At 66.8% G+C, this 20,272-nt stretch carries 17 protein-coding genes; 8 read left to right on the top strand and 9 right to left on the bottom strand.

The window, feature by feature from the left end:
- Positions 1-26 precede the first annotated feature (26 nt).
- From FEJ81_RS07990 to bioD, 3 genes are all read left to right on the top strand, one after another.
- Positions 27-1,088, top strand: a complete 1,062-nt coding sequence (locus tag FEJ81_RS07990; protein ID WP_138244792.1) for a Gfo/Idh/MocA family oxidoreductase — start codon at positions 27-29, stop codon at positions 1,086-1,088.
- A gap of 168 nt (positions 1,089-1,256) precedes the next feature.
- A complete protein-coding gene (locus tag FEJ81_RS07995) occupies positions 1,257-2,480 on the top strand; it encodes an aminotransferase class I/II-fold pyridoxal phosphate-dependent enzyme (RefSeq protein WP_138246737.1) in 1,224 nt (407 codons plus the stop codon).
- Entirely contained in the window at positions 2,477-3,229 is a 753-nt protein-coding gene (gene bioD / locus FEJ81_RS08000; protein ID WP_138244793.1) for a dethiobiotin synthase, read from the top strand. Before FEJ81_RS07995 ends, bioD begins: the two co-directional genes overlap by 4 nt.
- An 11-nt stretch (positions 3,230-3,240) precedes the next feature.
- Here the strand turns inward: bioD and FEJ81_RS08005 are convergent, their stop codons facing one another.
- From FEJ81_RS08005 to FEJ81_RS08025, 5 genes are all read right to left on the bottom strand, one after another.
- The gene (locus FEJ81_RS08005; protein ID WP_138244794.1) at positions 3,241-3,441 is read right to left on the bottom strand and encodes a C2H2-type zinc finger protein; all 201 of its coding nucleotides are present in this window, start codon (positions 3,439-3,441) and stop codon (positions 3,241-3,243) included.
- Positions 3,442-3,597: 156 nt separating this feature from the next.
- Positions 3,598-5,112: a replication factor C large subunit gene (locus FEJ81_RS08010; protein ID WP_138244795.1), complete on the bottom strand. Its 1,515-nt coding sequence runs from the start codon at positions 5,110-5,112 to the stop codon at positions 3,598-3,600.
- An 88-nt stretch (positions 5,113-5,200) separates the two neighbouring features.
- A complete protein-coding gene (locus tag FEJ81_RS08015) occupies positions 5,201-6,472 on the bottom strand; it encodes a PQQ-like beta-propeller repeat protein (protein ID WP_138244796.1) in 1,272 nt (423 codons plus the stop codon).
- 232 nt (positions 6,473-6,704) lie between these two features.
- Positions 6,705-7,670 (bottom strand): hypothetical protein, encoded by a 966-nt coding sequence (locus tag FEJ81_RS08020; protein WP_138244797.1) that lies wholly within the window; start codon positions 7,668-7,670, stop codon positions 6,705-6,707.
- Positions 7,671-7,856: 186 nt separating this feature from the next.
- The gene (locus tag FEJ81_RS08025) at positions 7,857-9,224 is read right to left on the bottom strand and encodes a hemolysin family protein (protein WP_138244798.1); all 1,368 of its coding nucleotides are present in this window, start codon (positions 9,222-9,224) and stop codon (positions 7,857-7,859) included.
- A 357-nt stretch (positions 9,225-9,581) separates the two neighbouring features.
- Here FEJ81_RS08025 and FEJ81_RS08030 point away from each other — a divergent pair, with 357 nt between their 5' ends.
- On the top strand, positions 9,582-10,343 hold the full coding sequence (locus FEJ81_RS08030) for a competence/damage-inducible protein A (protein ID WP_138244799.1): 762 nt from the start codon (positions 9,582-9,584) through the stop codon (positions 10,341-10,343).
- Positions 10,344-10,387: 44 nt separating this feature from the next.
- Here the strand turns inward: FEJ81_RS08030 and FEJ81_RS08035 are convergent, their stop codons facing one another.
- On the bottom strand, positions 10,388-11,032 hold the full coding sequence (locus tag FEJ81_RS08035; RefSeq protein ID WP_138244800.1) for a metal-dependent hydrolase: 645 nt from the start codon (positions 11,030-11,032) through the stop codon (positions 10,388-10,390).
- Positions 11,033-11,181: 149 nt separating this feature from the next.
- Here FEJ81_RS08035 and FEJ81_RS08040 point away from each other — a divergent pair, with 149 nt between their 5' ends.
- Together FEJ81_RS08040 and FEJ81_RS08045 are read left to right on the top strand one after the other, a co-directional pair.
- Complete coding sequence (locus tag FEJ81_RS08040; RefSeq protein ID WP_138244801.1) at positions 11,182-11,892, top strand: helix-turn-helix domain-containing protein; 711 nt, start codon at positions 11,182-11,184, stop codon at positions 11,890-11,892.
- 411 nt (positions 11,893-12,303) lie between these two features.
- Entirely contained in the window at positions 12,304-14,511 is a 2,208-nt protein-coding gene (locus tag FEJ81_RS08045; RefSeq protein WP_138244802.1) for a universal stress protein, read from the top strand.
- A 156-nt stretch (positions 14,512-14,667) separates the two neighbouring features.
- Here the strand turns inward: FEJ81_RS08045 and gcvH are convergent, their stop codons facing one another.
- Positions 14,668-15,051, bottom strand: a complete 384-nt coding sequence (gcvH, locus tag FEJ81_RS08050; protein WP_138244803.1) for a glycine cleavage system protein GcvH — start codon at positions 15,049-15,051, stop codon at positions 14,668-14,670.
- Positions 15,048-16,145: a glycine cleavage system aminomethyltransferase GcvT gene (gene gcvT / locus FEJ81_RS08055; protein WP_138244804.1), complete on the bottom strand. Its 1,098-nt coding sequence runs from the start codon at positions 16,143-16,145 to the stop codon at positions 15,048-15,050. The genes gcvH and gcvT overlap by 4 nt, the downstream gene beginning before the upstream one ends.
- 217 nt (positions 16,146-16,362) lie before the next feature.
- Here gcvT and FEJ81_RS08060 point away from each other — a divergent pair, with 217 nt between their 5' ends.
- Positions 16,363-17,844: an aldehyde dehydrogenase family protein gene (locus FEJ81_RS08060; RefSeq protein ID WP_138244805.1), complete on the top strand. Its 1,482-nt coding sequence runs from the start codon at positions 16,363-16,365 to the stop codon at positions 17,842-17,844.
- Positions 17,845-17,877: 33 nt separating this feature from the next.
- Here the strand turns inward: FEJ81_RS08060 and FEJ81_RS08065 are convergent, their stop codons facing one another.
- Positions 17,878-19,494: a S8 family serine peptidase gene (locus FEJ81_RS08065; RefSeq protein ID WP_138244806.1), complete on the bottom strand. Its 1,617-nt coding sequence runs from the start codon at positions 19,492-19,494 to the stop codon at positions 17,878-17,880.
- Positions 19,495-19,767: 273 nt separating this feature from the next.
- Between FEJ81_RS08065 and FEJ81_RS08070 the strand changes: the two genes are divergently transcribed.
- The gene (locus FEJ81_RS08070) at positions 19,768-20,238 is read left to right on the top strand and encodes an NYN domain-containing protein (RefSeq protein ID WP_138244807.1); all 471 of its coding nucleotides are present in this window, start codon (positions 19,768-19,770) and stop codon (positions 20,236-20,238) included.
- The last annotated feature ends 34 nt before the right edge of the window (positions 20,239-20,272 follow it).

A 20,272-nucleotide genomic window follows, 5' to 3' on the forward strand; every position in this document is an offset into this window, starting at 1 on the left:
ACGGCGGATTCAACACATCGACAGTCATGGACGAAATCACGTTTGCGGTACTCGGAACCGGCGGTATCGGCCGACGAGCACTCGAAGTGAGCCAGCATAAAGACGCGCTGACGCCCGTCGCGGCGTGCGATCGCCACGGCGTCGCGTTCGACGGCGACGGCCTCGACGTGGACGAACTGCTGGCGGCGACGGAGGGCAACATCGACAACGAGGTCGCGACGGACGGCGGATCCGGCGGGACGACCGCCGCCGAAGGCGGTGTCAAACAACACGGCCAGCAGCGGGGCGTCGTCGCCTCGAGTCAGGCCCGCCCGAGCGAAGACCCCATTCAGGAGGTCATCGACCGCGGCGACGAAATCGACGCGGTCCTGCTGGCCCTGCCGAACTACGAACACGACTTCATCCCGCGGACCGCCGACCGCTTCGTCGACGGCGACTACGCGGGCGTGCTGGTCGACGTGCTCAAGCGCTCGCGCGTGATCGGCATGCTCGACGACCGCAGCGAGGACTTCGAGGCGGCCGGCATCACCTTCGTCTGCGGCGCGGGCGCGACCCCCGGCCTGCTGACCGGGGCGGCCGCGCTCGCCGCGCAGTCGTTCGTCGAGGTTACCGATGTCGACATCCACTGGGGTGTCGGCCTCAAATCGGGCTACGAGGACAACCGTGGCACCGTCCGCGAGGACATCGCGCACCTCCCCGAGTACGACATCGAGACCGCGCGCGAGCTCTCCGAAGCCGAGATCGAGGCGATCATCGACGACCACGACGGCGTCATCGAGTTCGAGGACATGGAACACGCCGACGACGTCCTCCTCGAGCGCGCGGGCGTTTGCGACGCCGAGGACGTCACGGTCGGCGGGATCCTCGACGTTCGCAACGACGAGAAGCCGACGACGACCACGGTCCGCGTGACCGGGCGGACCTTCGACGGCGAGACGGCGACGAACACGTTCGAACTCGGCGACGAGACGAGCATGGAGGCGAACGTCAACGGGCCCGCACTTGGTTATCTCAAGACCGGTGTCCGGCGGAACCGCGCCGGCGAGTACGGCGTCTTCGGCCCGGCGGACCTGCTGCCCGGCTTCTGAGCGTCGGCCCGGCATCGTCCGACTACTCTCGAACACATATGACACCGATACTCCAGCCCACACAGCGACTTACCGTCTCGAGCCGGCCGCTCCAGCCGTTTCGGGTCGAACCGACCGACCGATTAGAACCGTGAGAGTGAAACCGTGGCACTGAGTCCGTTTAGCCGAATGGCCGACCGCGGGTTCGACCTCGAGGACCGACTCGAGCGCCTCGAGGACCACGACTTGAAACGCGCCCTCTCGCCCGTCGACCGGGTCGCGGAGCGGGGCTACTTCGCCGAGCCCTCGGGCGGTGAGCTACCCGTCCTCGAGGCGGGGGAGGCGCTCGTTTTCGCCTCGAACAACTACCTCGGGCTGACGGACGATCAGCGAATTCAGGACGCGGCTCGGCAGGCCGCCGCGACCGTCGGCACCGGGGCCGGAGCGAGCCGGCTCGTCACCGGCGACACGATGGTCCATCGGGACCTCGAGCGACTGCTCGCCGAGGTCAAGGGGACCGAGCGCGCGCTGACCTTTTCGTCGGGGTACGCCGCGAACGTCGGGACGATCACCGCCCTCGAGCCGGACGTCGTCTTCTCCGACGAATTGAATCACGCGAGCATCGTCGACGGCTGCCGGCTCACGGACGCCGACACTGTCGTCTACGACCACTGCGACGCCGCGAGCCTGCGATCGACCCTCGAGGAACGGGCCGACGCGGCCGCGCGGGACGGCCGAGACCCGGCCGACGAGTCGTGGCTGATCGTCACCGATTCGGTGTTCAGCATGGATGGCACCGTCGCGCCCCTCGAGGCCATCTGTGACGCCGCCGAGGCCTTTGGCGCGTGGGTGATGGTCGATGAGGCCCACGCGACCGGCCTCTACGCGGACGGCGGCGGCGTCGTACAGGCCAACGGGCTCGAGGACCGGATCCAGATTCAGATGGGGACGCTCTCGAAGGCCCTGGCGAGTCAGGGCGGCTACGTCGCCGGCAGCGCGGACCTGATCGAGTGCATGGTAAACGACGCGCGCTCCTTCGTGTTCTCGACCGGACTCGCGCCGCCGGCCGCCGCGGCCGCGAGCGAAGCCTTGCACGTCGCCCGACACGGCGACGCTCGAGAGCGCCTCTGGGAGAACGTCGCTCACCTCCGCGACGGCCTCGAGTCGATGGGGTTCGACGTCTGGGGCGACTCCCAGATCCTCCCGCTGGTCGTCGGCGACCGGGCGGACGCGATGGCCCTCGCTGACGGGATCCGCGAGCGCGACGTCGTCGTACCGGCGATCCGACCGCCGACGGTTCCCGAGGGAACCAGCCGGCTCCGCGTCGTTCCGATGGCCACCCACGACGAGAGCGACATCATCGACTGTCTCGAGGCGTTCCGCGCGGCGGGCGAGGAAGTGGGGCTGCTGTGACCGCGACCCGACCGATCGCCGTCGTCGGCACCGGAACGGGCGTCGGAAAGACGGTCGTGACGGCCGGCCTCACGCGGCTGCTCCGCGAGGCCGGCCGCGACGCGCGGGCGATCAAACCGGCCCAGACTGGCTACCCGCCCGACGATGTCGACGAGTCACAGTCGTCGGCTCGACGAGCTTCGCTCGTCGGTGATGCCGGATTCGTCGCCGCGGCCTGTGACGACCCCGCGGCCGCGACCTGCCCGCGCTACCTCGAGCCGGCGCTCGCACCCCGCGTCGCCGCAGAGGTCGCGGGCGAGGACCTCGCATACGAGACGATCCGCGCGGCCTGCGAGCGCGAAATCGAGGCGACCCCGGTCCCGATCGTCGAGGGAATCGGCGGACTCCGGGTACCGCTGGCCGGCGACCGCGAGGTGATCGACCTCGTCGCCGATCTCGAGGCCGCGGCGGTCGTCGTCGCACGCTCGGGGCTGGGCACGCTCAATCACACCGCGCTCTCGGTCGACGCGCTCGAGGCCCGCGGGATCGATGTCTGCGGAATCGTCGTCAACGAGTACGCCGGCGAGACGGTGGCCGAACGGACTAACCCCGACGAACTCGAGCGGATGACCGGCCACGCGGTCGAGACGGTCCCGCCGCTGGACGACGATGTGCCTGCGGGAGAATCCGACCCGCGTCACCTCGCTGCCGGTATCGGCAGCGCACTTTCCTCGGACTTTCTGGCGTCGCTTCCGGTCGACGGAATCTAAGCGCGTCGCGGTCAGTCGGCGGATGGTGCCGGAAGCTCGTCGTCGGCCGCCGCCGGTTCACGTCCGGACGACAGATCGGTCCCCGCCGCGTCGAGTTCGACCAGTTGGGAGACGACCTCGGATTTTCGGTGTTCGACCTCGAGGTGGACGCGAAGGTCGTTTCGGTCGTCGTACGACTCGGTGCAGAGCGGGCAGCTATGGGGGTCTGTCATTCGGTCGGTCACCATGAGATGGCACACCGTTCATCGACGTAATAGTGTCGTCAATCTGCGAATTGATATGTTCGATGAGGGAGAAACACGTCCGGAAAGGCCCGTTTCCGCGGCCGCCGAACCGAGGGCGTCGCCGGGCGGCGATTCGGTCGTCGATTAGAGGAAGTCGCCCAGTCCCGACTGATCCTCGTCCGGGTCCTCGGCTGCGGACGCCTCGTCCGACGGCTCGCCGTCGCCTCCCTCGTCCGCCTCCGCGGCCGCGAGCGCCTGTTGGCCGCTCGAGTCATCGGCCGCGTCGCCGTCAGCGTTCCCATCGGCCCCCGTTTCGGCGGCGTCCGCGTCGCCCTCGCTCGAGCCCTCGGCCTCGAAGAAGGCGTTGCCCGAGTGCTCGACGGCTTGCTCGGCTTTGCGTTCCTCGGCGTCCTCGACGATCGACTGGACCTTGTTAGTGTCTTTGCCGCTGCCGGTGACGAAGGAGACCGCCGACTCGTCGAGGTCGTAGGCCGCGGCCATCCGGACGGTCAGCTCGCGGTTCTTGCAGTGGTGGGTCATCGCCGAGAGGAACGGCATGAGTTCGCGCCGAGCCGTCGCGACGCTCGTCCCCTCCCGTTCGGCGATGCGCTCGGCGATCGCGTCGCGGGTGTTCCGGGTCCCCTTGGTCCGGCCGAGTTTCGACCAGTAGCTCGGCGGGCCGTAGCGGGTCCAGCCGCCCTTGTCGCCACGTCTCGAGGCGGCGACGCCGGCGGTCATGTTGTCCGTGGCGTAGCGCCAGTAGGAGTAGTCTTGTGTCGCCCGCACGCGGCCCAGCCAGCGGTCGGCGTTCGCGAGGAACTCGTAGGCGTCGGCGAGTTCCGCCCCCTCGTAGTCCTTCGGGACGTTGTCCTCGATCCAGTTGAGCAGGTCGTCCGGCGTCTCGTCCACGTCGTAGGAGGCCCGCAGGGCCCCCTCGGCGTCTTTCTCCTTGATGAGTTCGTCGAGGAAGTCGAAGATTCCCTCCGTCGTATCGCGCTGGCCCGTCACCACATCGTCGACGGTCAGCCGCTCGGTCTCCTCGGCGACGGCCTGCAGGTCGTTGACCGCAGAGCGCAGGTCGCCGCTGGTCGATTCCGCGATCTTCTCGAGAGCCTCCTCCTCGAACTCGACGCCCTCGCGGCGGCAGATATCGCGCAACACGGGAACGATCGACCGCTTCGAGACGTCGCGGAACTCGATCGTCTCACAGGAGTTGCGCAGCGACTTACTCATGTCGTAGAACTCGTTCGCCACGAGGACGATCGGCTGGTTCGCGTCCTTGACGACGCGGGTGACCTCCCGCGACCCGCCGTAGTCGGCGTTGCCGTGAAAGTTGTCCGCCTCGTCCAAGATGACGAGCCGGCGGCCCGCCTCGCCGCCGGTGAGCGTGCCACTCTTTGCGGCTTCGCCGGCGACCTTCTCGATGACATCGGCCCCGCGGCTGTCGCTGGCGTTTAGCTCCATGACGGGCCAGCCCATGTCGTTTGCCAACGCGTGGGCGGCGGAGGTCTTCCCGATCCCGGGACTGCCGTGGACGATCACCGATTTCCGGTGTTCATCCCAGCTCTCGGCCCACTCCTCGAGTTTGTCGCGGGCCTTGTTGTTTCCGCGCACCTCCGACAGCGTCGTCGGGCGGTACTTCTCGGTCCAATCAGTCATTGACTACGGGTAGGTGTGAGTCGCGTTTAGTGGTTGCGGAGCCCGGATCCACCCGATCCGGTTCGGGCCGATTCGCTCACCGAGTCGCTCACTCGAGGGCGAGCGAGTAGATGCCGTCACGCGTTCCCGCGATCACGGCGTCGTCCACGGCAAAGTGCTTGATCTGGGCATCGACTGAGGCGGTCCCCGTTACGTCGCCGGTCGGATCGAGCCGGGAGAATCGCGTGTCGCCGATCCGTGCGATCACACTGTGTGCGTCTGTATCGCCGTCGCCGGCGATTTGAAGCGACTCGACCGATGCCGAGTCGGTGATCGATTCGCGCCACAGTTCGTCGCCGTCGGCTATCCCGTACGCCCGTACCCGGTCGCCCGCGACGTATATCCGCTCGTGGGGAACCGAGACCGTTGCCCGGTCGACTCCCTCGATCGTCCACTGTCGGTCGCCGGTTTCGACATCGAGCCCGACGAGTTCGTTGCCGGCGTCGACGACGACCCGTTCGGTATCGACGGCCCTGATCGACCAGGACGATTCCGAATCGGCGTGCCAGCGTTCCGCTCCGTCGGCGATTGCGGCGATACCGTCCCGGGTCGAGACGTACGCGGTCCCGTCGTCGATCGTCGCATCGCGGATTCGATCGTCGCCATCGCCATACGTCCAGCGGACGTTCCCGTCGTCCGGATCGAGCGAGAGGAGTCGCCCGGTCGTCACGTAGACGCTGTCGGTCACAGCGGCGACCGTTATCTTCCGTGACGCCGTCGCCGGTTCGGAGACCCGCTCGCTCCAGCGCGTCGTCCCGTCGTCCGTCGCGAACGCGTGAACGACGCCGTCGTCACCGCCGACGTAGACGGTATCGTCCGCGACTCGCGGGCGGGAGTAGACGCTGCCGGTCTCCCGTGACCACCGCAACTCGCCGTCGTGTCCGACTGCGATCGTTTTTCCGGCACCGTTGCCGATCACGTCGTCGCCGTAGCCGGCGTAGACGGCGTCAGCCACGGTCGGTTCCGTGTACGTTGAGTGCATACCGCTAGAGCCGTGCGTCCACAGGTGATCGCCGGTCTCGCGGTCGAGCGCGAAGATACCGCCACCCAACCGATCGGACTCCTCGAGTAGGCTGTTTTCGGTACCGAACACGGTTCCGTTCGCGACGGTATCGACCCGGCCGCCGACGTCGTGGTACCACTCGTATTCGCGCTCGCTCTCGCTCCTGCCGTCGCCGCCGTCGGTAGCGCTCGAGTCGCTATTCTGTTTCGCGACAGGCGTCTCGCTACCGTTCGTGGCGGACTGCTCCTCGCTGTCGAAACAGCCGGCGAGTGCAGCGGTGCCCGTGCCAGCGGCAGCGAGTAGCGTTCGTCGGTTCATACTAATGATTTCACACATGATATACTGTATCTTTTTATGTGTGTCTATTGACTCTATCGGAAGAAAGGAATGAGAGCAACTCGTTCGGCCGGCCAGCAGAGACGAGCGCGTCTCCGTCAACTCGGCGAGGTGGACCGCGTCGAAGGGTGTGCGCGTATCGCTGTGATCCTCGAGGAGATCGCCGGTCGCGCGTTTCGGGCTGCAAATCGGAGAGCGGCGCGGTTCGGGGGTCTCAGTTCGTGCCGTAGACGAGCACGGATCGTTCGGCCGCATCGGCGTCCGATTCGAGGCGGATTGGGAACTCCTGATCAGTAGCGACCGACGGAGTACGGTACCCCGTCGTGAGGCCCGTCTGCTCTCCGGCCTCGAGGGTTACCGACTGCTCTTCGACCCGCTCCGCGCTGTGGCCGACGATCAACGCGAGGTCCTGCGTGCCCTCGGCTCCGCCGGTGTTCTCGACCGTCGCGCTCACCTCGAGAAAGTCGCCGGCGTCGACCGGGGTATTGGTCTCGAGGGCCGTCACCGAAAACGTCGCGTTTCCGCCGTCGGTCCCGTCGTCGGTATCGTTCGGTTCGATCTCGCTCAGACACTCGCGCGCGTTCGGGTTTCCGTGTGTGGTGCCGCCCGTCCGATAATCCATCTCCTCGGTCGCGAGTCCCGAAATGACGGTGCCGTCACTGCCGTATTCCGGGATCTCGACGGTGATTTCGCCGTCGCCCTCGCGGACGGCGGAGTCGCCGCCGATTTCGAACACCACCGTTCCCGAGAACGGCGCGTCGACGTCCTCGCCGAAGACGAACCCGTCCTCGAGCATGGTGTTTCCGTACAGCCCGTCGTCGTAGAACCCCGTGTTCGCGAAGGCGACATCGCCGGCTTCGAACGTCCCCGTGAGCTCCGCCCGGGTACAGGAAGGAAACGAGACGGTCTGCTCCGAGTCCCCGCTCTCGTCATCGGAGTCGTCGTCTTCCGCGGCCTCGTCTGCCCCCTCCTCGGATTCGTCGGTGTTCGAATCGTCTTCCGACTCGGTCTCGTCGCCGGTCGACGAGTTCGCGTCGCTGAACGACTCGTCCGTGGTCTCGCTCGTTTTGTTCCCGGATTCCGGCTCGGCCTCAGCGTCCGAATCGTCGACAGCCGCGTTGAGACAGCCCGCGAGTCCGAGTCCAACGCCCGAGACGCCGATAAAGGTCCGTCGTTCCATAGCCGGAGGAAACACATCTCACAGCATAAAGATGTCGCATATATGTTATATCTGATTACAGTCATGGTCTCGTGAGCGACCGTCCGAAATAGCGGACCGTCGACTCGAGACGGAATGACCCACGAGATGACATCCCACGGAGAATCGCTCGGCCCCGGTGCGACCCGCATCGTCCCGCGTAGCGGCTCAGTCGGTCGACTCCTCTGCCTCTGGGGTGACCTCGCTCACGGTCACGCTCGAGACGCGCGTTCCCTCCACGGCCTCGACGGTCACCTCGTAGCCGTCGGCTTCGATCGCGTCGCCGACCTCGGGCGCACGACCGAGGCGGCTCAACACAAGGCCGCCGATGGTGTCGAACGCGTCGCCCTCGAACTCCGTTCCGAGGATCTCGTTGATGTCCGCGAGCGGGACGCCGCCGTCCATTTCGTATCGGCCGTCGGCGAGTTCGTCGATCGAGGGCTCCATCTCGGCGACGTCGAACTCGTCTTGAATCTCGCCGACGACTTCCTCGATGACGTCCTCGATGGTCAGAATCCCCTCGAACGCTCCCCACTCGTCGATGACGACGGCCATCTGGACGTTCCGCCGGCGGAACTCCGCGAGGATCTCGTCGATCCGGCGGGTCTCGGGGACGATGAGGACCTCTCGAGCGAGGTCGCGTGCGGTCGGTTCACCGGCCGGTTCGTCGCCCGCGTCGTCCCCGTCTGCGGCCTCGATGGCCTGGAGGACGTCCTTCGCGTGGACGAACCCGATGACCGGTTCGTCGGCGTCCTCGTCGACGACGGGGAACCGCGTGTAGTTCCCGCTGGCGGCGACGCCGCGGAGTTCGGAGAGGGGCATGCCGGCGCGAACGGTGACGACGTCCGGATGCGGCACCATGATCTCGCGGGCGACGGTTTCGCCGAGGTCGAAGACGGATTCGATCATCTCGACTTCCTCCATGTCGACGGCACCCTGTTCGCCGGACTGGGCGACGATCCGCAGGATCTCCTCCTCGCTGTGGCTCTCGTCGCGCTCGGAGGCCGGCGCGACGCCGATGAGCCGCGTGAAGAAGTTCGCGGTCCCGTTGAACACGATGATCCCGGGGATGAAGATGTAATAGAAGAACTTCATCGGCGCGGCGACGAGCAGGGCGATCCGCTCGGCGTCCGCGATAGCGAGGGTCTTCGGCGCGAGCTCCCCGAAGACGACGTGCAGGAAGGTGATGATGCTGAACCCGATCGCGATAGAGACCAGATGAAGCGTCCCAGCGGGAAGCACCGGTCCCAGCACGGGCTCGAGAAGCGAAGCGATGGCCGGTTCGCCGACCCACCCCAGCCCCAGCGAGGCGATCGTGATACCCAACTGGGTCGTCGCGAGGTAGTCGTCCAGGTTCTCCTCGGCCTCCTGGACGAGCTTCGCCGACGACCGCCCCTCCGCGACGAGTTCTTCGATCTGCGTCGGCCGGATACGGACGTACGCGAACTCCGCGGCGACGAAAAAGCCGTTCAGGAAGACCAGGAAGAGAGCGAAGAGGAGTCGCCCGAACGAGAATGCGAGGTCGACGGCTACCATCGACCCCACCCCGGTCGCCGCGGGGGATCTCGCGTCGCCGGTATCGGGTCCGATCCGCCCCGCGTTCGATCACTGATTCGCTCTCCCACCGCGGCAGCGCCGGTGGGACGACGGATATCGCTCGGCGACGGGGACACGACGGGCCGCTCGTCGCCGGTGAAGACGTCCATACGGCCACTTGGCACAGGACTTACAAAATCGTGGCGCTGGCGACCGACGACGGGCGGCCGGTTCGGACGGCCTCGAGCGCGTTTCGAGCTGGGTTGGGGTTCCCGGCGGACGGTCGCGCAGTCCCGTTCCCTCTCGAGCGACGGCCGGAATCCGAGCCGATAACTGGCCGGGCGTCGAACCCCGGCTATGAACGTCGCGATCGTCACCGTCGGCGACGAGATCCTCGCGGGATCGACGACCAACACCAACGCGTCGTGGCTGGCCGAGCGGATCACCGAGCGCGGCAGCACTGTCGGCCGGATCCTGACGATCCCCGACGACCGCGATCTCATCGCGGACTACGTCGCTCGCTGGCACGACGAGTTCGACGCCGTGATCGTCACCGGCGGCATCGGCGGCACGCCCGACGACGTGACCGTCGAAGCCGTCGCCGACGGCTTGGAGCGCGAGTTCGTCGTCCACGGCGAGATCCGGGAGCGACTGGTCGAGAAGGCGGCCGCGTTCCGGGACGAAAACCCGGAGATGGTCGAGGAGTACGACCTCCAACTGGACATCGACGCGGCGGCCTCGATCCCCGAGGGGGCGACGCCGATCGTCACCGACGAGGGGTGGGCTCCCGGCTGTATCGTCGAGAACGTCTACGTCTTCGCCGGCATTCCCGACGAGATGACGGCGATGTTCGAGGCGGTCGCCGACGAATTCCAGGGGGAATCGACCGCGGAAACGCTGTACACGCCGGCACCCGAGGGATCGCTCCACGAGGCGCTCGAGGGGGTCACCGAGCGCTTCGACGTTTCGGTCGGCAGCTATCCGCGGAGCGAGAACCGCCCCGGTCGGATCCGCGTCTCGAGTACCGATCCCGAGACGGTCGAGACGGCGATCGCGTGGCTCCGCGATCGCGTCGAGACCACGGAACCGCCGTCCTCGAGCGAGGAGTCGGCCGAGTAGGTCGAATCCGGCGGCCGAGGAAATCGTCCGCGACCGGCGGCTCGTCAGTTCGGTCGGCGCTCTTCGACGATGCGGACGACGACCGCGGTGAACCCGGCGAGCGTGAGGACGAACCGTTCGCCGGTCGCCGCGATGGGGAAGATCCGCTCGACGGCCGTCGCGGGCTCGCCGCGCGTGGGGTCGAACCCGGTTCGGTAGTGCGTGTTTTCCGTGGTTCCGCGGGCCGTCGACTCGGCGAGGGCCCCAGCGTCGAGTTCGACGAACGTCTGGACCAGCCCGCGCTGATCGGTCACGAGCAGCGAGCCGGATAGGTCGTAGAACCGGTCGTGGAGCGGCCAGAAGAGGTTGACGCCGTTGAAGAAGGCGTCGAACAGGATGTGCGCGAACAGCACCGCCGCCACCCCGGTCCACGCGACGCGGCGGCCGTAGATACCCCACCGTTCGTCGACGATCGACCGCTCGCGGACCGTGCCGTCCCACAGCAGGAGGGCGGCGGGAACGAGGACGATCCAGACGTTGTGCAGCGCCGCGCGGTGGGTTCCGGGGATGGCAATCCCGATCACTGTATCGAAATCGAGGAGAGCAGCACACCCCATTACGACCAGGATCGCCCGGGTATCGAATTCGTCGCCGAGCAATGCAACCCCGAGTAATCCCGCGAACGCGACGTGGACGACGGTCGATGGCACGTTCCGCCGACTCGAACCGGGAGGGCTTGATTGTTTGGACCACCGAACTGGAGCGCTCGTCGATCGAGTCGGGATCGATCGCCGCCTCGCCCGCCGGGCGATCGGTCCGTCTCCGGTAGCTACTTGGCCCGACCGGCCGACCGTCGGGTATGAGCGGACGCGGACCGAAACGGGAACTCGCGGAGAAGATCGCCGGGGAGATCACGCTGAGCGACGACCCCGGTGCCACCCTGCGGAAGTGGCGCACCGACTTCGACGTCTCACAGACCGATCTCGCGGCCGAACTCGACGTCTCGTCGTCGGTGATTTCGGACTACGAGAGCGGCCGCCGGGAGAGTCCGGGGATCGGCGTCGTCGGCCGACTCGTCGAGGGGCTGCTCTCGATCGACGAGCGCCGCGGCGGCGAGCGCATCCGGCAGTACGGCCGCGTCCTCTCGGCGGGCTTCGACAGCGACGTCGTCTACGACCTGCGGGAGTACGCCACCTCGCTGCCCCTCGAGCGACTGCACGACGACCTCGAGGCGACCGAAGTGGCCGCGGGCGGCACCCAACAGGTCAGCGGCCACACGGTCATCGACAGCATCGAGGCGATCACGCGCCTCTCGACGGAGGAGTTCTTCCGACTCTACGGCCAGAGCACGAACCGCGTGCTCGTGTTCACCAACGTCACCCGCGGCGAGGGCGTCGGCATCGCGCTCCGAATGGTCAACCCGACGCCGAACGCCGTGATCCTCCACGGCCTCGAGGAGGAGAACCTCTGGGATCACGCGGGGGAACTCGCACGCATCGACGGCTACTCGCTCGCGGTCACGTCGGCACCGCTCGACGACGTGCTCGAGCACCTCGTCACCCTCGAGTGACATCCTCCTCGCCGTAAACGGCGGAATTCTCTCGCTGTTTAAAGATAGCGTTCCGCCAGAGCAGTGGGAGAACGGTACGCAACGCCGCGGGGCTCAGCACTATTGTACGATCGTTCGGTTCGTATTTCTCGTTTCGACCGAACGGATTTTCGATTCGGTATTGATGCGAACGTATCTCACATCAATCGGGAATCCGTGGGGTTTATTTCGTTGTCGTTGCATTTCACTCGTAAGCGGGTATCCGGTTTCTGGATACCGTCTCACATCTCTCTGGCTTCAGGCCCCTCGAGCAGTGTATCATCCAGCGGACCGACGATCGCGCTCGAGCGAGAGACGAGATGCACTCCGGCGCTGGTCGCGTGATCCCTGATCCGGGTGACTCGCGGCCTCACGACACCACACTCAGATCCAATGACAAAAGACCTCGAACGAGACCTCGGACTGCCGTCGGTGATGGCGATTAGTATCGGTGCGATGATCGGGAGCGGGATCTTCATCCTGCCGGCGTTAGCGATCAAAATCGCCGGCCCGGGCGTCGTCGTCGCGTACCTGCTCGCGGGACTGCTCGTGGTTCCCGCCGCGTTGAGCAAGTCGGAAATGGCAACGGCGATGCCCGAGGCCGGCGGCACGTACATTTTCATCGAACGCGGAATGGGGCCGATACTGGGAACGGTTGCGGGCGTCGGCACGTGGTTCTCGCTCGCGTTCAAGGGCGCGCTGGCGCTCGTCGGCGGCGTTCCCTATCTCGTGCTTCTCTTCGATCTCCCGGTCAAACCCGTCGCGCTCGTCCTCGCGACGGTTCTCATCGCGGTCAACGTCATCGGGGCCAAACAGACCGGCCAGTTGCAGGTCGCGATCGTCGTCGTCATGCTCGCCGCGCTGGCGTGGTTCGTCGGCGGCGGGGCGACGGGCATCGACCCCGGCCAGTTCGACGGCTCGTTCGACGACGGCGTCGGCGGCCTGCTCGCCGCCACCGGCCTCGTCTTCGTCTCCTATGCGGGCGTCACCAAGGTTGCGAGCGTCGCCGAGGAGATCGAAAACCCCGGCCGAAACATCCCGCTCGGCATCCTCGGCTCGCTGACGTTCACCACGATCCTGTACGTCCTCATCGTCGCGGTGATGGTCGGCATCTCGCCGCTCGAGTCCCTCGCGGATTCGGAGACGCCGATGGCGATCGCCGCCGAGGGGGCACTCGCCCGACCGGGCGTCATCGCCGTGGTGCTCGCGGCGATCCTCGCGCTCGTCAGCACCGCCAACGCCGGGATCCTCTCCTCGTCGCGGTACCCCTTCGCGATGAGCCGCGACAATCTCGCACCGCCCCGCTTTGCGACCGTCAGCGACCGATTCGGGACACCGACGACTGCCATCACGCTCACCGGCGGCGTCATGCTCGTCCTGATCGCGTTCGTCCCCATCCTCGAGATCGCCAAGCTTGCGAGCGCGTTCCAGATCCTCGTGTTCATCCTGATCAACGTCGCCCTGATCGCGTTCCGCCACGCCGACGTCGAGGAGTACGAGCCGAGCTTCGAGTCGCCGCTGTACCCGGCGATGCAGCTCTTCGGGATCGCGAGCGGCTTCGTCTTGCTGACCCAGATGGGGACCGTCGCCCTCGCGGGCGCGGCCGTCATCACCGCGGGCAGCATCGGCTGGTACTGGGTCTACGCGCGCCCGCGGATTGACCGCGCCGGGATCGCCGTCGACACGGTCCGCCGAACGACCGGCCGCTCGGCCGTCGACCGAACCGAGGACGCCCTGGAGTCGACGACCTCGAACGTCCTCGTCGCGCTGACCGAGGGGACCGCCGAAGCCCGCGAGCGGCAACTCATCCGCATCGCCGCGGACGTGGCGCGCGAACGCGGCGGCGGGGTCACGGTCATCCAGTTCGACGAGGTGCCGGATCAGGTGTCGCTGGGCTACGCCTCTGAGACGCAGTCGCCGGCGGACCTCGAGTTCGAGGAACAGACCGGAGAGCTGTGTGCGGAGTTCGATGTCCCGATCACCTACGGAGAAATCGTGAGCCACGACACGAAACACGCGATCGTCAACTTCGCGGCCCACGAGGGGGTCGACGCGCTGTTGATGGAGCGCCAGCCCGGCGGGCTCCGCCACCAGTTCATCGGGAGTCCGATCGAGTGGATCCTCCACCGCGCCCCCTGTGACGTCGTCCTCGTCGAGGACCGCGACTTCGACGCCGTCGGGGAGGTCACGGTGCTTACCGATCGGAATCCGTTCGATCCGTCGAAGGTCAGGATCGCCGACGCGCTGGCCACCGAGCTAGACGCGACGGTCCGGCTCGTGTACGCGATCGAGTCGTCGGCGTCGGCCGATCTCAGGCGGACGATCGAGGACTATCAGGACGAACTCGTCGACCTCTGTTCCGCGCCGGTCACGACCGAAATCGTCGAAACGGACGGCTCGGTCGAGGAACTGATCGGGGTCGCACAGACTGCCGAGTTCCTCGTCATCGGTCGCGACGGCGGACGGCTGCAAACCGTCCTCGGGAACGACCTCGCGGACCGGCTCATCGACGCGACCGAGTCACCCGCGCTCGGCGTTCACGCACACGGCACTCACCGCCCGGGACTGCTCGGCCGGATCGTCGAACGGTTCGTCTTCTGACCGCAGTCGTTCGCTTCGAGTCGCGCCGGTTTCCTTCGTTTCTGACGACTTGAGCGCCTCGAACTGTCCTCGAGCGCAACGAGGCCCAGAATAAGAGAGTGAGAGAACGGGCGCTGCCGAAGAGCGATGGCTGACTCGCGCCGAAAACGGACCGATTCAGGCGATCTGCTCCTCGTACTCGTCGGCCGAGAGGAGCGCCTCGAGGTCGTCGGGGTCGTCCGGGTCGATCTCGAGCATCCAGCCCTCGCCGAAAGGGTCCTCGTTGACGAGTTCGGGGGCGTCGAAGAGCTCGTCGTTGATCGCGACGACTTCGCCGCCGACGGGCGCGTAGAGATCGGAGACGGCCTTGATCGATTCGACGACGCCGAACTCCGCCTCTTGGGCGAGTTCGTCGCCCTCGTCGGGGAGTTCGACGAAGACCACGTCGCCGAGTTCGTCCTGTGCGAAGTCGGAGATGCCCACGCGGACGACGCCGTCGGTCTCGAGGGCCCACTCGTGCGATTCCAGATACCGTCTATCGTCGGGAATGTCGAAGCTCATTGTACTGTATCGATGAAAGGTGTGGTTTCGACTCGTGCTTTTTTCGACTGGCCGCGGACGACCACCTGCAGGGTGGTCCCCGGCTCGGCGTACTCGACCGGGACGTAGCCGAGGCCGATCGGTTTCTCGAGGGTCGGGCTCATCGTCCCGCTGGTGACGGTGCCGATCACCCGGCTCTCGGTGGTCGTGATGTCGTAGCCGTGGCGCGGAACCCCGCGGTCGATCAACTGGAAGCCGACGAGTCGCTCCTCGACGCCGCTCTCCTCGATCGCAGCCAGCGCGTCCCGGCCCACGAACTCGGTGTCGAGGGCCACGGTGAAACCGATGCCGGCCTCGTAGGGCGTCCGCGGGTTCGAGTCGAGATCGAAGTCCTGCCCGGCGAGCAGCAATCCGGCTTCGATGCGGAGCGTGTCGCGGGCTCCGAGCCCGCAGGGCTGGCAGTCGATGGCCGTCCAGATCTCCGCGGCGGCCGCCCACGGGACGATCAGTTCGAAGCCGTCCTCGCCGGTGTAGCCCGTCCGGGCCGTCCAGCAGTCGACGCCCTCGATCGTCGCGTATTGGGCCTCGAACCGGTCGAGGTCGGTGACCGGTCCCTCGGCGATGCCCTCGAGCAGATCGGCCGCGTTCGGCCCCTGCACGGCGAACATCGCGTACTCGTCGGTCCGGTTGTCGACGGTCGCCTCGAGGTCCCACTCGTTGCGGTAGCTGAGCCACCGTTCGTGGGTCGCCTCGTCGGTGCCGGCGTTCGGGACGAAGAGGTAGGTCGGATGGGACTCGTCGGGTAGTCGGTAGACGACGGTGTCGTCGATGATGATCCCGTCCTCGTCGGTGATGGCGGCGTACTGGGAGTCGCCGACCGCCAGCCGGCTGATGTCGTTCGACGTCAGCCGCTGCATCAACGCCGTCGCGTCCGGGCCGGTGACGTGAATCTGACCCATGTGCGAGACGTCGAAGACCCCGACGTCCTCCCGGACGGCCGCGTGCTCGGTCCGGATCGAATCGAACTCGACCGGCATGTCCCAGCCGCCAAACTCCGTAAACTTCGCCCCGCGATCATCGTGTATCCCACGTAACGGCGGCGTCTGAAGCGGCATACCCGGAACGTCATTCGCGGAGTAGTAATGTCTTTTCGTCGCTCGAGCGCGAGACGGCCGCTCGAGGTGCCTGTGGGATCGACGACCGGAGTCGAAGCCGATCGCGTGCGAACCGATTACGCACAGGGTTCGTAACCGGTTCCGATTACAACGCGAGGAGCTACCGTCTCCGGTTGCGGAAAACGTATGCCCGAAAATAACGTAGTCGGGAGACAGTATGAGCACCCCAACGCTCGAGCCACAGGCTGATTGGGATCAGTTGTATATCGACGGCGAGTGGCGCGACGCCACTGGCGGCGAGACGATCCCGGTCGAGAACCCGGCGAAACAGGACGTGTTTACGAACGTCCCCGCCGGCACCGAGGCGGACGTCGACGCCGCCTACGAGGCGGCCGAGGCCGCACAATCGGACTGGGCGACGACGCCTCGAGAAGAGCGCAACGAGATCGTCCAGAACCTGCTCGAGGAACTCAACGCACGCTTCGAGGAGATCGCCGGCCTGCTCGCGACGGAGGCCGGCACCCCCGGCTACCGCGCGATGGGCGAGTTCGCCACCGCGACCGGCGACGTGGAGATGGCCTTGGAGTTGGAACCGCCGGAAGAAGAGGTCCGGCCGTCCTCGTCGATCGACGACAAGGACAACCACATCGTCCACGAGCCGGTCGGCGTCGTCGGGATCATCTCGCCGTGGAACTTCCCGCTGCACCTCTCCCTGCGAGCGCTCGCACCCGCCATCGCGTTGGGCAACACCGTCGTCCTGAAGCCGGCGACGGACACGCCGATCACCGGCGGACTGCTCATCGCGAAGCTCTGTGAAGCCGCGGGCGTTCCCGACGGCGTCGTCAACGTCGTCACCGGTCGCGGCTCGGACATCGGCGATCGGATCGCCGGCCACCCGATCCCGCGGGTCGTCTCCTTTACCGGTTCGACGCCCGTCGGCAAGGGCGTCGCCGAGACGGCCGGCAAGAACCTCGCGCTGCCCGCCCTCGAGCTCGGAGGCAACGCGCCTTTCATCGTCACCGACGAGGCCGACCTCGAGCGGGCCGCCCGTGCCGGTGCCTTCGGCTCGTTCTTCCATCAGGGACAGGTCTGTATCTCGATCAACCGCCATCTGGTCCACGAGGATCTCTACGACGAGTACGTCGACCTGCTCGTCGACCACGCCGAGTCGCTCGTGATCGGCGACCCCTCCGAGAACGACGATGTCACGTTCGGACCGGTCCAGAACGAAACCCAGCGCGACGATTTAGTCGAATTTATCGAGGGCTCGCTCGAGGCGGGCGCGACCCTCGAGACCGGCGGCGAGGCCGACGGCCTGTTCGTCGAGCCGACGGTTCTCTCGGACGTGACCAACGACATGCCGACGGCCTGTAACGAGCACTTCGGGCCGGTCGCGCCCGTGATCCCGTTCGCGGACGACGAGGAGGCGATCGAACTGGCAAACGACACCGAGTACGGCCTCTCGGCGGCGGTCTTCTGCGAGGACGAAGAGCGCGCTCGAGCCCTCGCCGATCGCGTCGAGGCGGGCATGGTCCACATCAACGATCAGCCGATCAACGAGGACCACAACGCGCCCTTCGGCGGGGTCAAGCAGTCCGGCCTCGGCCGGTATCACGGCGAGTGGATTACCCGGGAACTCACCGAGCCAAAATGGATCTCTGTGCAGGGAGAAGAGCGCGATTACTTCATTTTCGAGTGATGCGGTGAGCGGCCGGCGGCGCCTCCGTCGGCGCTACCGTCCCCGCTCTTCGAGTCGCAACGTGTACTCGCCACTGCCGCTGGTCGCGTAGACGTAGAATCGGAACGCCTCGTCGCCCTCGAGCGAGAGCGTCATCGATTCGACCGCTCCCGTCCCCGTCAACGACTCGTCGTAGGTCCACCGGTCCGGTTTACTGCCGTCGGCGGTCACGTAGAGGTCGACGTCGCCGTCGGCGGGCCCGTCGACCGAAATCGTGATGGAGCAGGGATCGGCGGTGTTCAGCGCGTAGCTGTACCGATCGCTCTCGCCCCACCAGCCGCTGCCGTCGAGCGAGCCGCTCGCGCTCGCGGTGACGGTCTCGTCGCCGCACTCGCCGCCGGACTCGTCCCCGCTTGCGCCGTCGTCCGAAAACGGGTCGATTTCGACCGCTGCGGCCGCGTCGACGCGCCCGTGGCCCTGTTCGTCTCCGTCGAGGCCGATGTCGACCGCGGTCGCCCGCAGGTGTTCGCGGAGTTCCGTCCGCGAGAGGTCGGGATGGGCCGAGAGCGCGAGCCCCGCCACGCCCGAGACCACCGGCGCTGCCATCGACGTTCCCGACATCCGTGCGTAGTCGTCCCCGGTCACGCTCGAGACGATCCGGCTGCCGGGCGCGGCGAGTTCGATCGCCGGTCCGGTGTTCGAAAAGGAGGCGATCGAATCGCCGTCCTCGAGCGCGGAGACGGCGACGACGGTGTCCTCCGCGGCGGGTGAGAAGACCCGATCGCTGCCGTCGTTGCCGGCCGCGCCGACGAGGAAGACGCCGCGGTCGGCCGCGTACTCGCAGGCCGCGGTCAGCGTGTCGTAGGAGCCGTCGACGCCCAGCGAGAGGTTGACGATGTCGGCTCCGGCGTCGGCGGACCACTGGATCGCGTCGGCGATGTCCGCGAGCGATCCCACGCCGTTCTCGTTGAGCGCGCGGACCGAGAGCAGCGAGCAGTCGCTGATGCCCGCGTGGCCGGTGCCGTCGTCGGTCCCGCCCGCGGCGATGCCGCCGACGTGGGTGCCGTGATCCGCTCCCCGCGACGGGTACGGATCGCCGTCACCGTCGACGAAATCCTCGCCGATCCGATCGTCGACGGACGCCTCGAGCGCGGGGTGGTCGTACTGGATCCCTTGGTCGACGACGGAGATGACCACGTCGTCGCTGCCGCGGGTGGTCTCCCAGGCGGTCTCGCAGTTGATCTGCTGGGGTGCGTGCTGGTAGTCGTAATAGGGATCGTTCGGCTCGAGGAGCGACTGGACGGTCACGTTCGGTTCCGCGTACTCGATGGCCGGTGAGCTGGTGATCGCATCGATGAAGTCTTCGCGAGCGTGATCGGGCGCTTCCGACGGGAACTCGACGACGGCGTAGTGGATCGACTCGTTCGCGTGTACGATGTCGGCGTTCCCGGGAACGGCGGCGCGGGCCTCGCTGGCCACGTCCGTCGCCGACGGGGAGACGCCGACGAGGATTTCGTCTTTCTTCGGGCCCGGATCGCGGCCGGGCGTCGCGCTTGCCACGCCGCTCGAGCCGATCAGGCCGCCGACGGCGATCGAGCCGGCACCGGTCAGAATCGTTCGTCGGTCGTAGGTTCGGTCGGGGGTGTCGTCGGGGGGACCGTTCTGTGTCATGGGACGACAGTCATCAATACCTGAAATTAGTAAACTCTTATCGAACTCAGGATCGTTTATGCCGACAAATATCGCACCCATCTGGTTAGAATCGAACAAAATGTACACTTATACCGAGAATATGTACAGGGCGGCGCTGAAGCAACGACGGTGACGGCGAGAAACCGTTCCGGCGTTTTTGCGGTCTGACCGGATGTATCGTCCGGATCGCCGCGGCTCACCGACCCACCGCGTTTCGTCACATCTATCTCGCGGCCGGGGGAACTCCGGGGTATGTTCGACCGCGTTCGCGCCCGTCTCGCCCAGTCCGGCGATCCACAGCACAACGCCGAGCCGGCAGTGGGCCTGTTCGTCGACGGGCCGAACGTCTTCCGCGACGAGTTCGATGTCGACCTCGACGACCTCCGCGACGCGGCCCGCGAACTCGGGCGGGTCGGCGTCATCCGAATCTACCTCGACGAACACGCCACGCCCGGCCTCATTCAGGCCGCCGAGGCCCGCGGCTTCGAAGTGATCGTCACCAGCGGCGACGTCGACGTGAAACTCGCCGTCGACGCGACCGCATTGACCGGCGACGGCACCGTCGATCGGCTCGCGATCGCCTCGCGAGATACCGATTTCAAGCCCGTCCTCGAGTACGCGGGCACCGTCAGCGTGGAAACGATCGCGATCGCGCCGGGGTCACACGGCCGCTCGGACGCGCTACAGAACGCGGCCGACGATGCGATCACGCTCGATCAGTGAGACGCCTCTCGAGTCGCTGAAAACGAAGTACCGC

The sequence above is a fragment of the Natrinema versiforme genome, from assembly GCF_005576615.1.
GTDB lineage: Archaea > Halobacteriota > Halobacteria > Halobacteriales > Natrialbaceae > Natrinema > Natrinema versiforme_A.

Bases quoted from the DNA above. Each gene is read 5' to 3' on its own strand.
- FEJ81_RS08010 (WP_138244795.1), bottom strand. From the start codon at position 5,112: ATGACTGATTGGACCGAGAAGTACCGCCCGACGACGCTGTCGGAGGTG.
- FEJ81_RS08020 (WP_138244797.1), bottom strand. From the start codon at position 7,670: ATGGAACGACGGACCTTTATCGGCGTCTCGGGCGTTGGACTCGGACTC.
- FEJ81_RS08060 (WP_138244805.1), top strand. From the start codon at position 16,363: ATGAGCACCCCAACGCTCGAGCCACAGGCTGATTGGGATCAGTTGTAT.
- FEJ81_RS08030 (WP_138244799.1), top strand. From the start codon at position 9,582: ATGAACGTCGCGATCGTCACCGTCGGCGACGAGATCCTCGCGGGATCG.
- FEJ81_RS07995 (WP_138246737.1), top strand. From the start codon at position 1,257: ATGGCCGACCGCGGGTTCGACCTCGAGGACCGACTCGAGCGCCTCGAG.
- FEJ81_RS08045 (WP_138244802.1), top strand. From the start codon at position 12,304: ATGACAAAAGACCTCGAACGAGACCTCGGACTGCCGTCGGTGATGGCG.
- FEJ81_RS08070 (WP_138244807.1), top strand. From the start codon at position 19,768: ATGTTCGACCGCGTTCGCGCCCGTCTCGCCCAGTCCGGCGATCCACAG.
- gcvT (WP_138244804.1), bottom strand. From the start codon at position 16,145: ATGCCGCTTCAGACGCCGCCGTTACGTGGGATACACGATGATCGCGGG.
- FEJ81_RS08025 (WP_138244798.1), bottom strand. From the start codon at position 9,224: ATGGTAGCCGTCGACCTCGCATTCTCGTTCGGGCGACTCCTCTTCGCT.
- gcvH (WP_138244803.1), bottom strand. From the start codon at position 15,051: ATGAGCTTCGACATTCCCGACGATAGACGGTATCTGGAATCGCACGAG.
- FEJ81_RS08015 (WP_138244796.1), bottom strand. From the start codon at position 6,472: ATGAACCGACGAACGCTACTCGCTGCCGCTGGCACGGGCACCGCTGCA.
- FEJ81_RS08040 (WP_138244801.1), top strand. From the start codon at position 11,182: ATGAGCGGACGCGGACCGAAACGGGAACTCGCGGAGAAGATCGCCGGG.
- FEJ81_RS08065 (WP_138244806.1), bottom strand. From the start codon at position 19,494: ATGACACAGAACGGTCCCCCCGACGACACCCCCGACCGAACCTACGAC.
- FEJ81_RS07990 (WP_138244792.1), top strand. From the start codon at position 27: ATGGACGAAATCACGTTTGCGGTACTCGGAACCGGCGGTATCGGCCGA.
- FEJ81_RS08005 (WP_138244794.1), bottom strand. From the start codon at position 3,441: ATGACAGACCCCCATAGCTGCCCGCTCTGCACCGAGTCGTACGACGAC.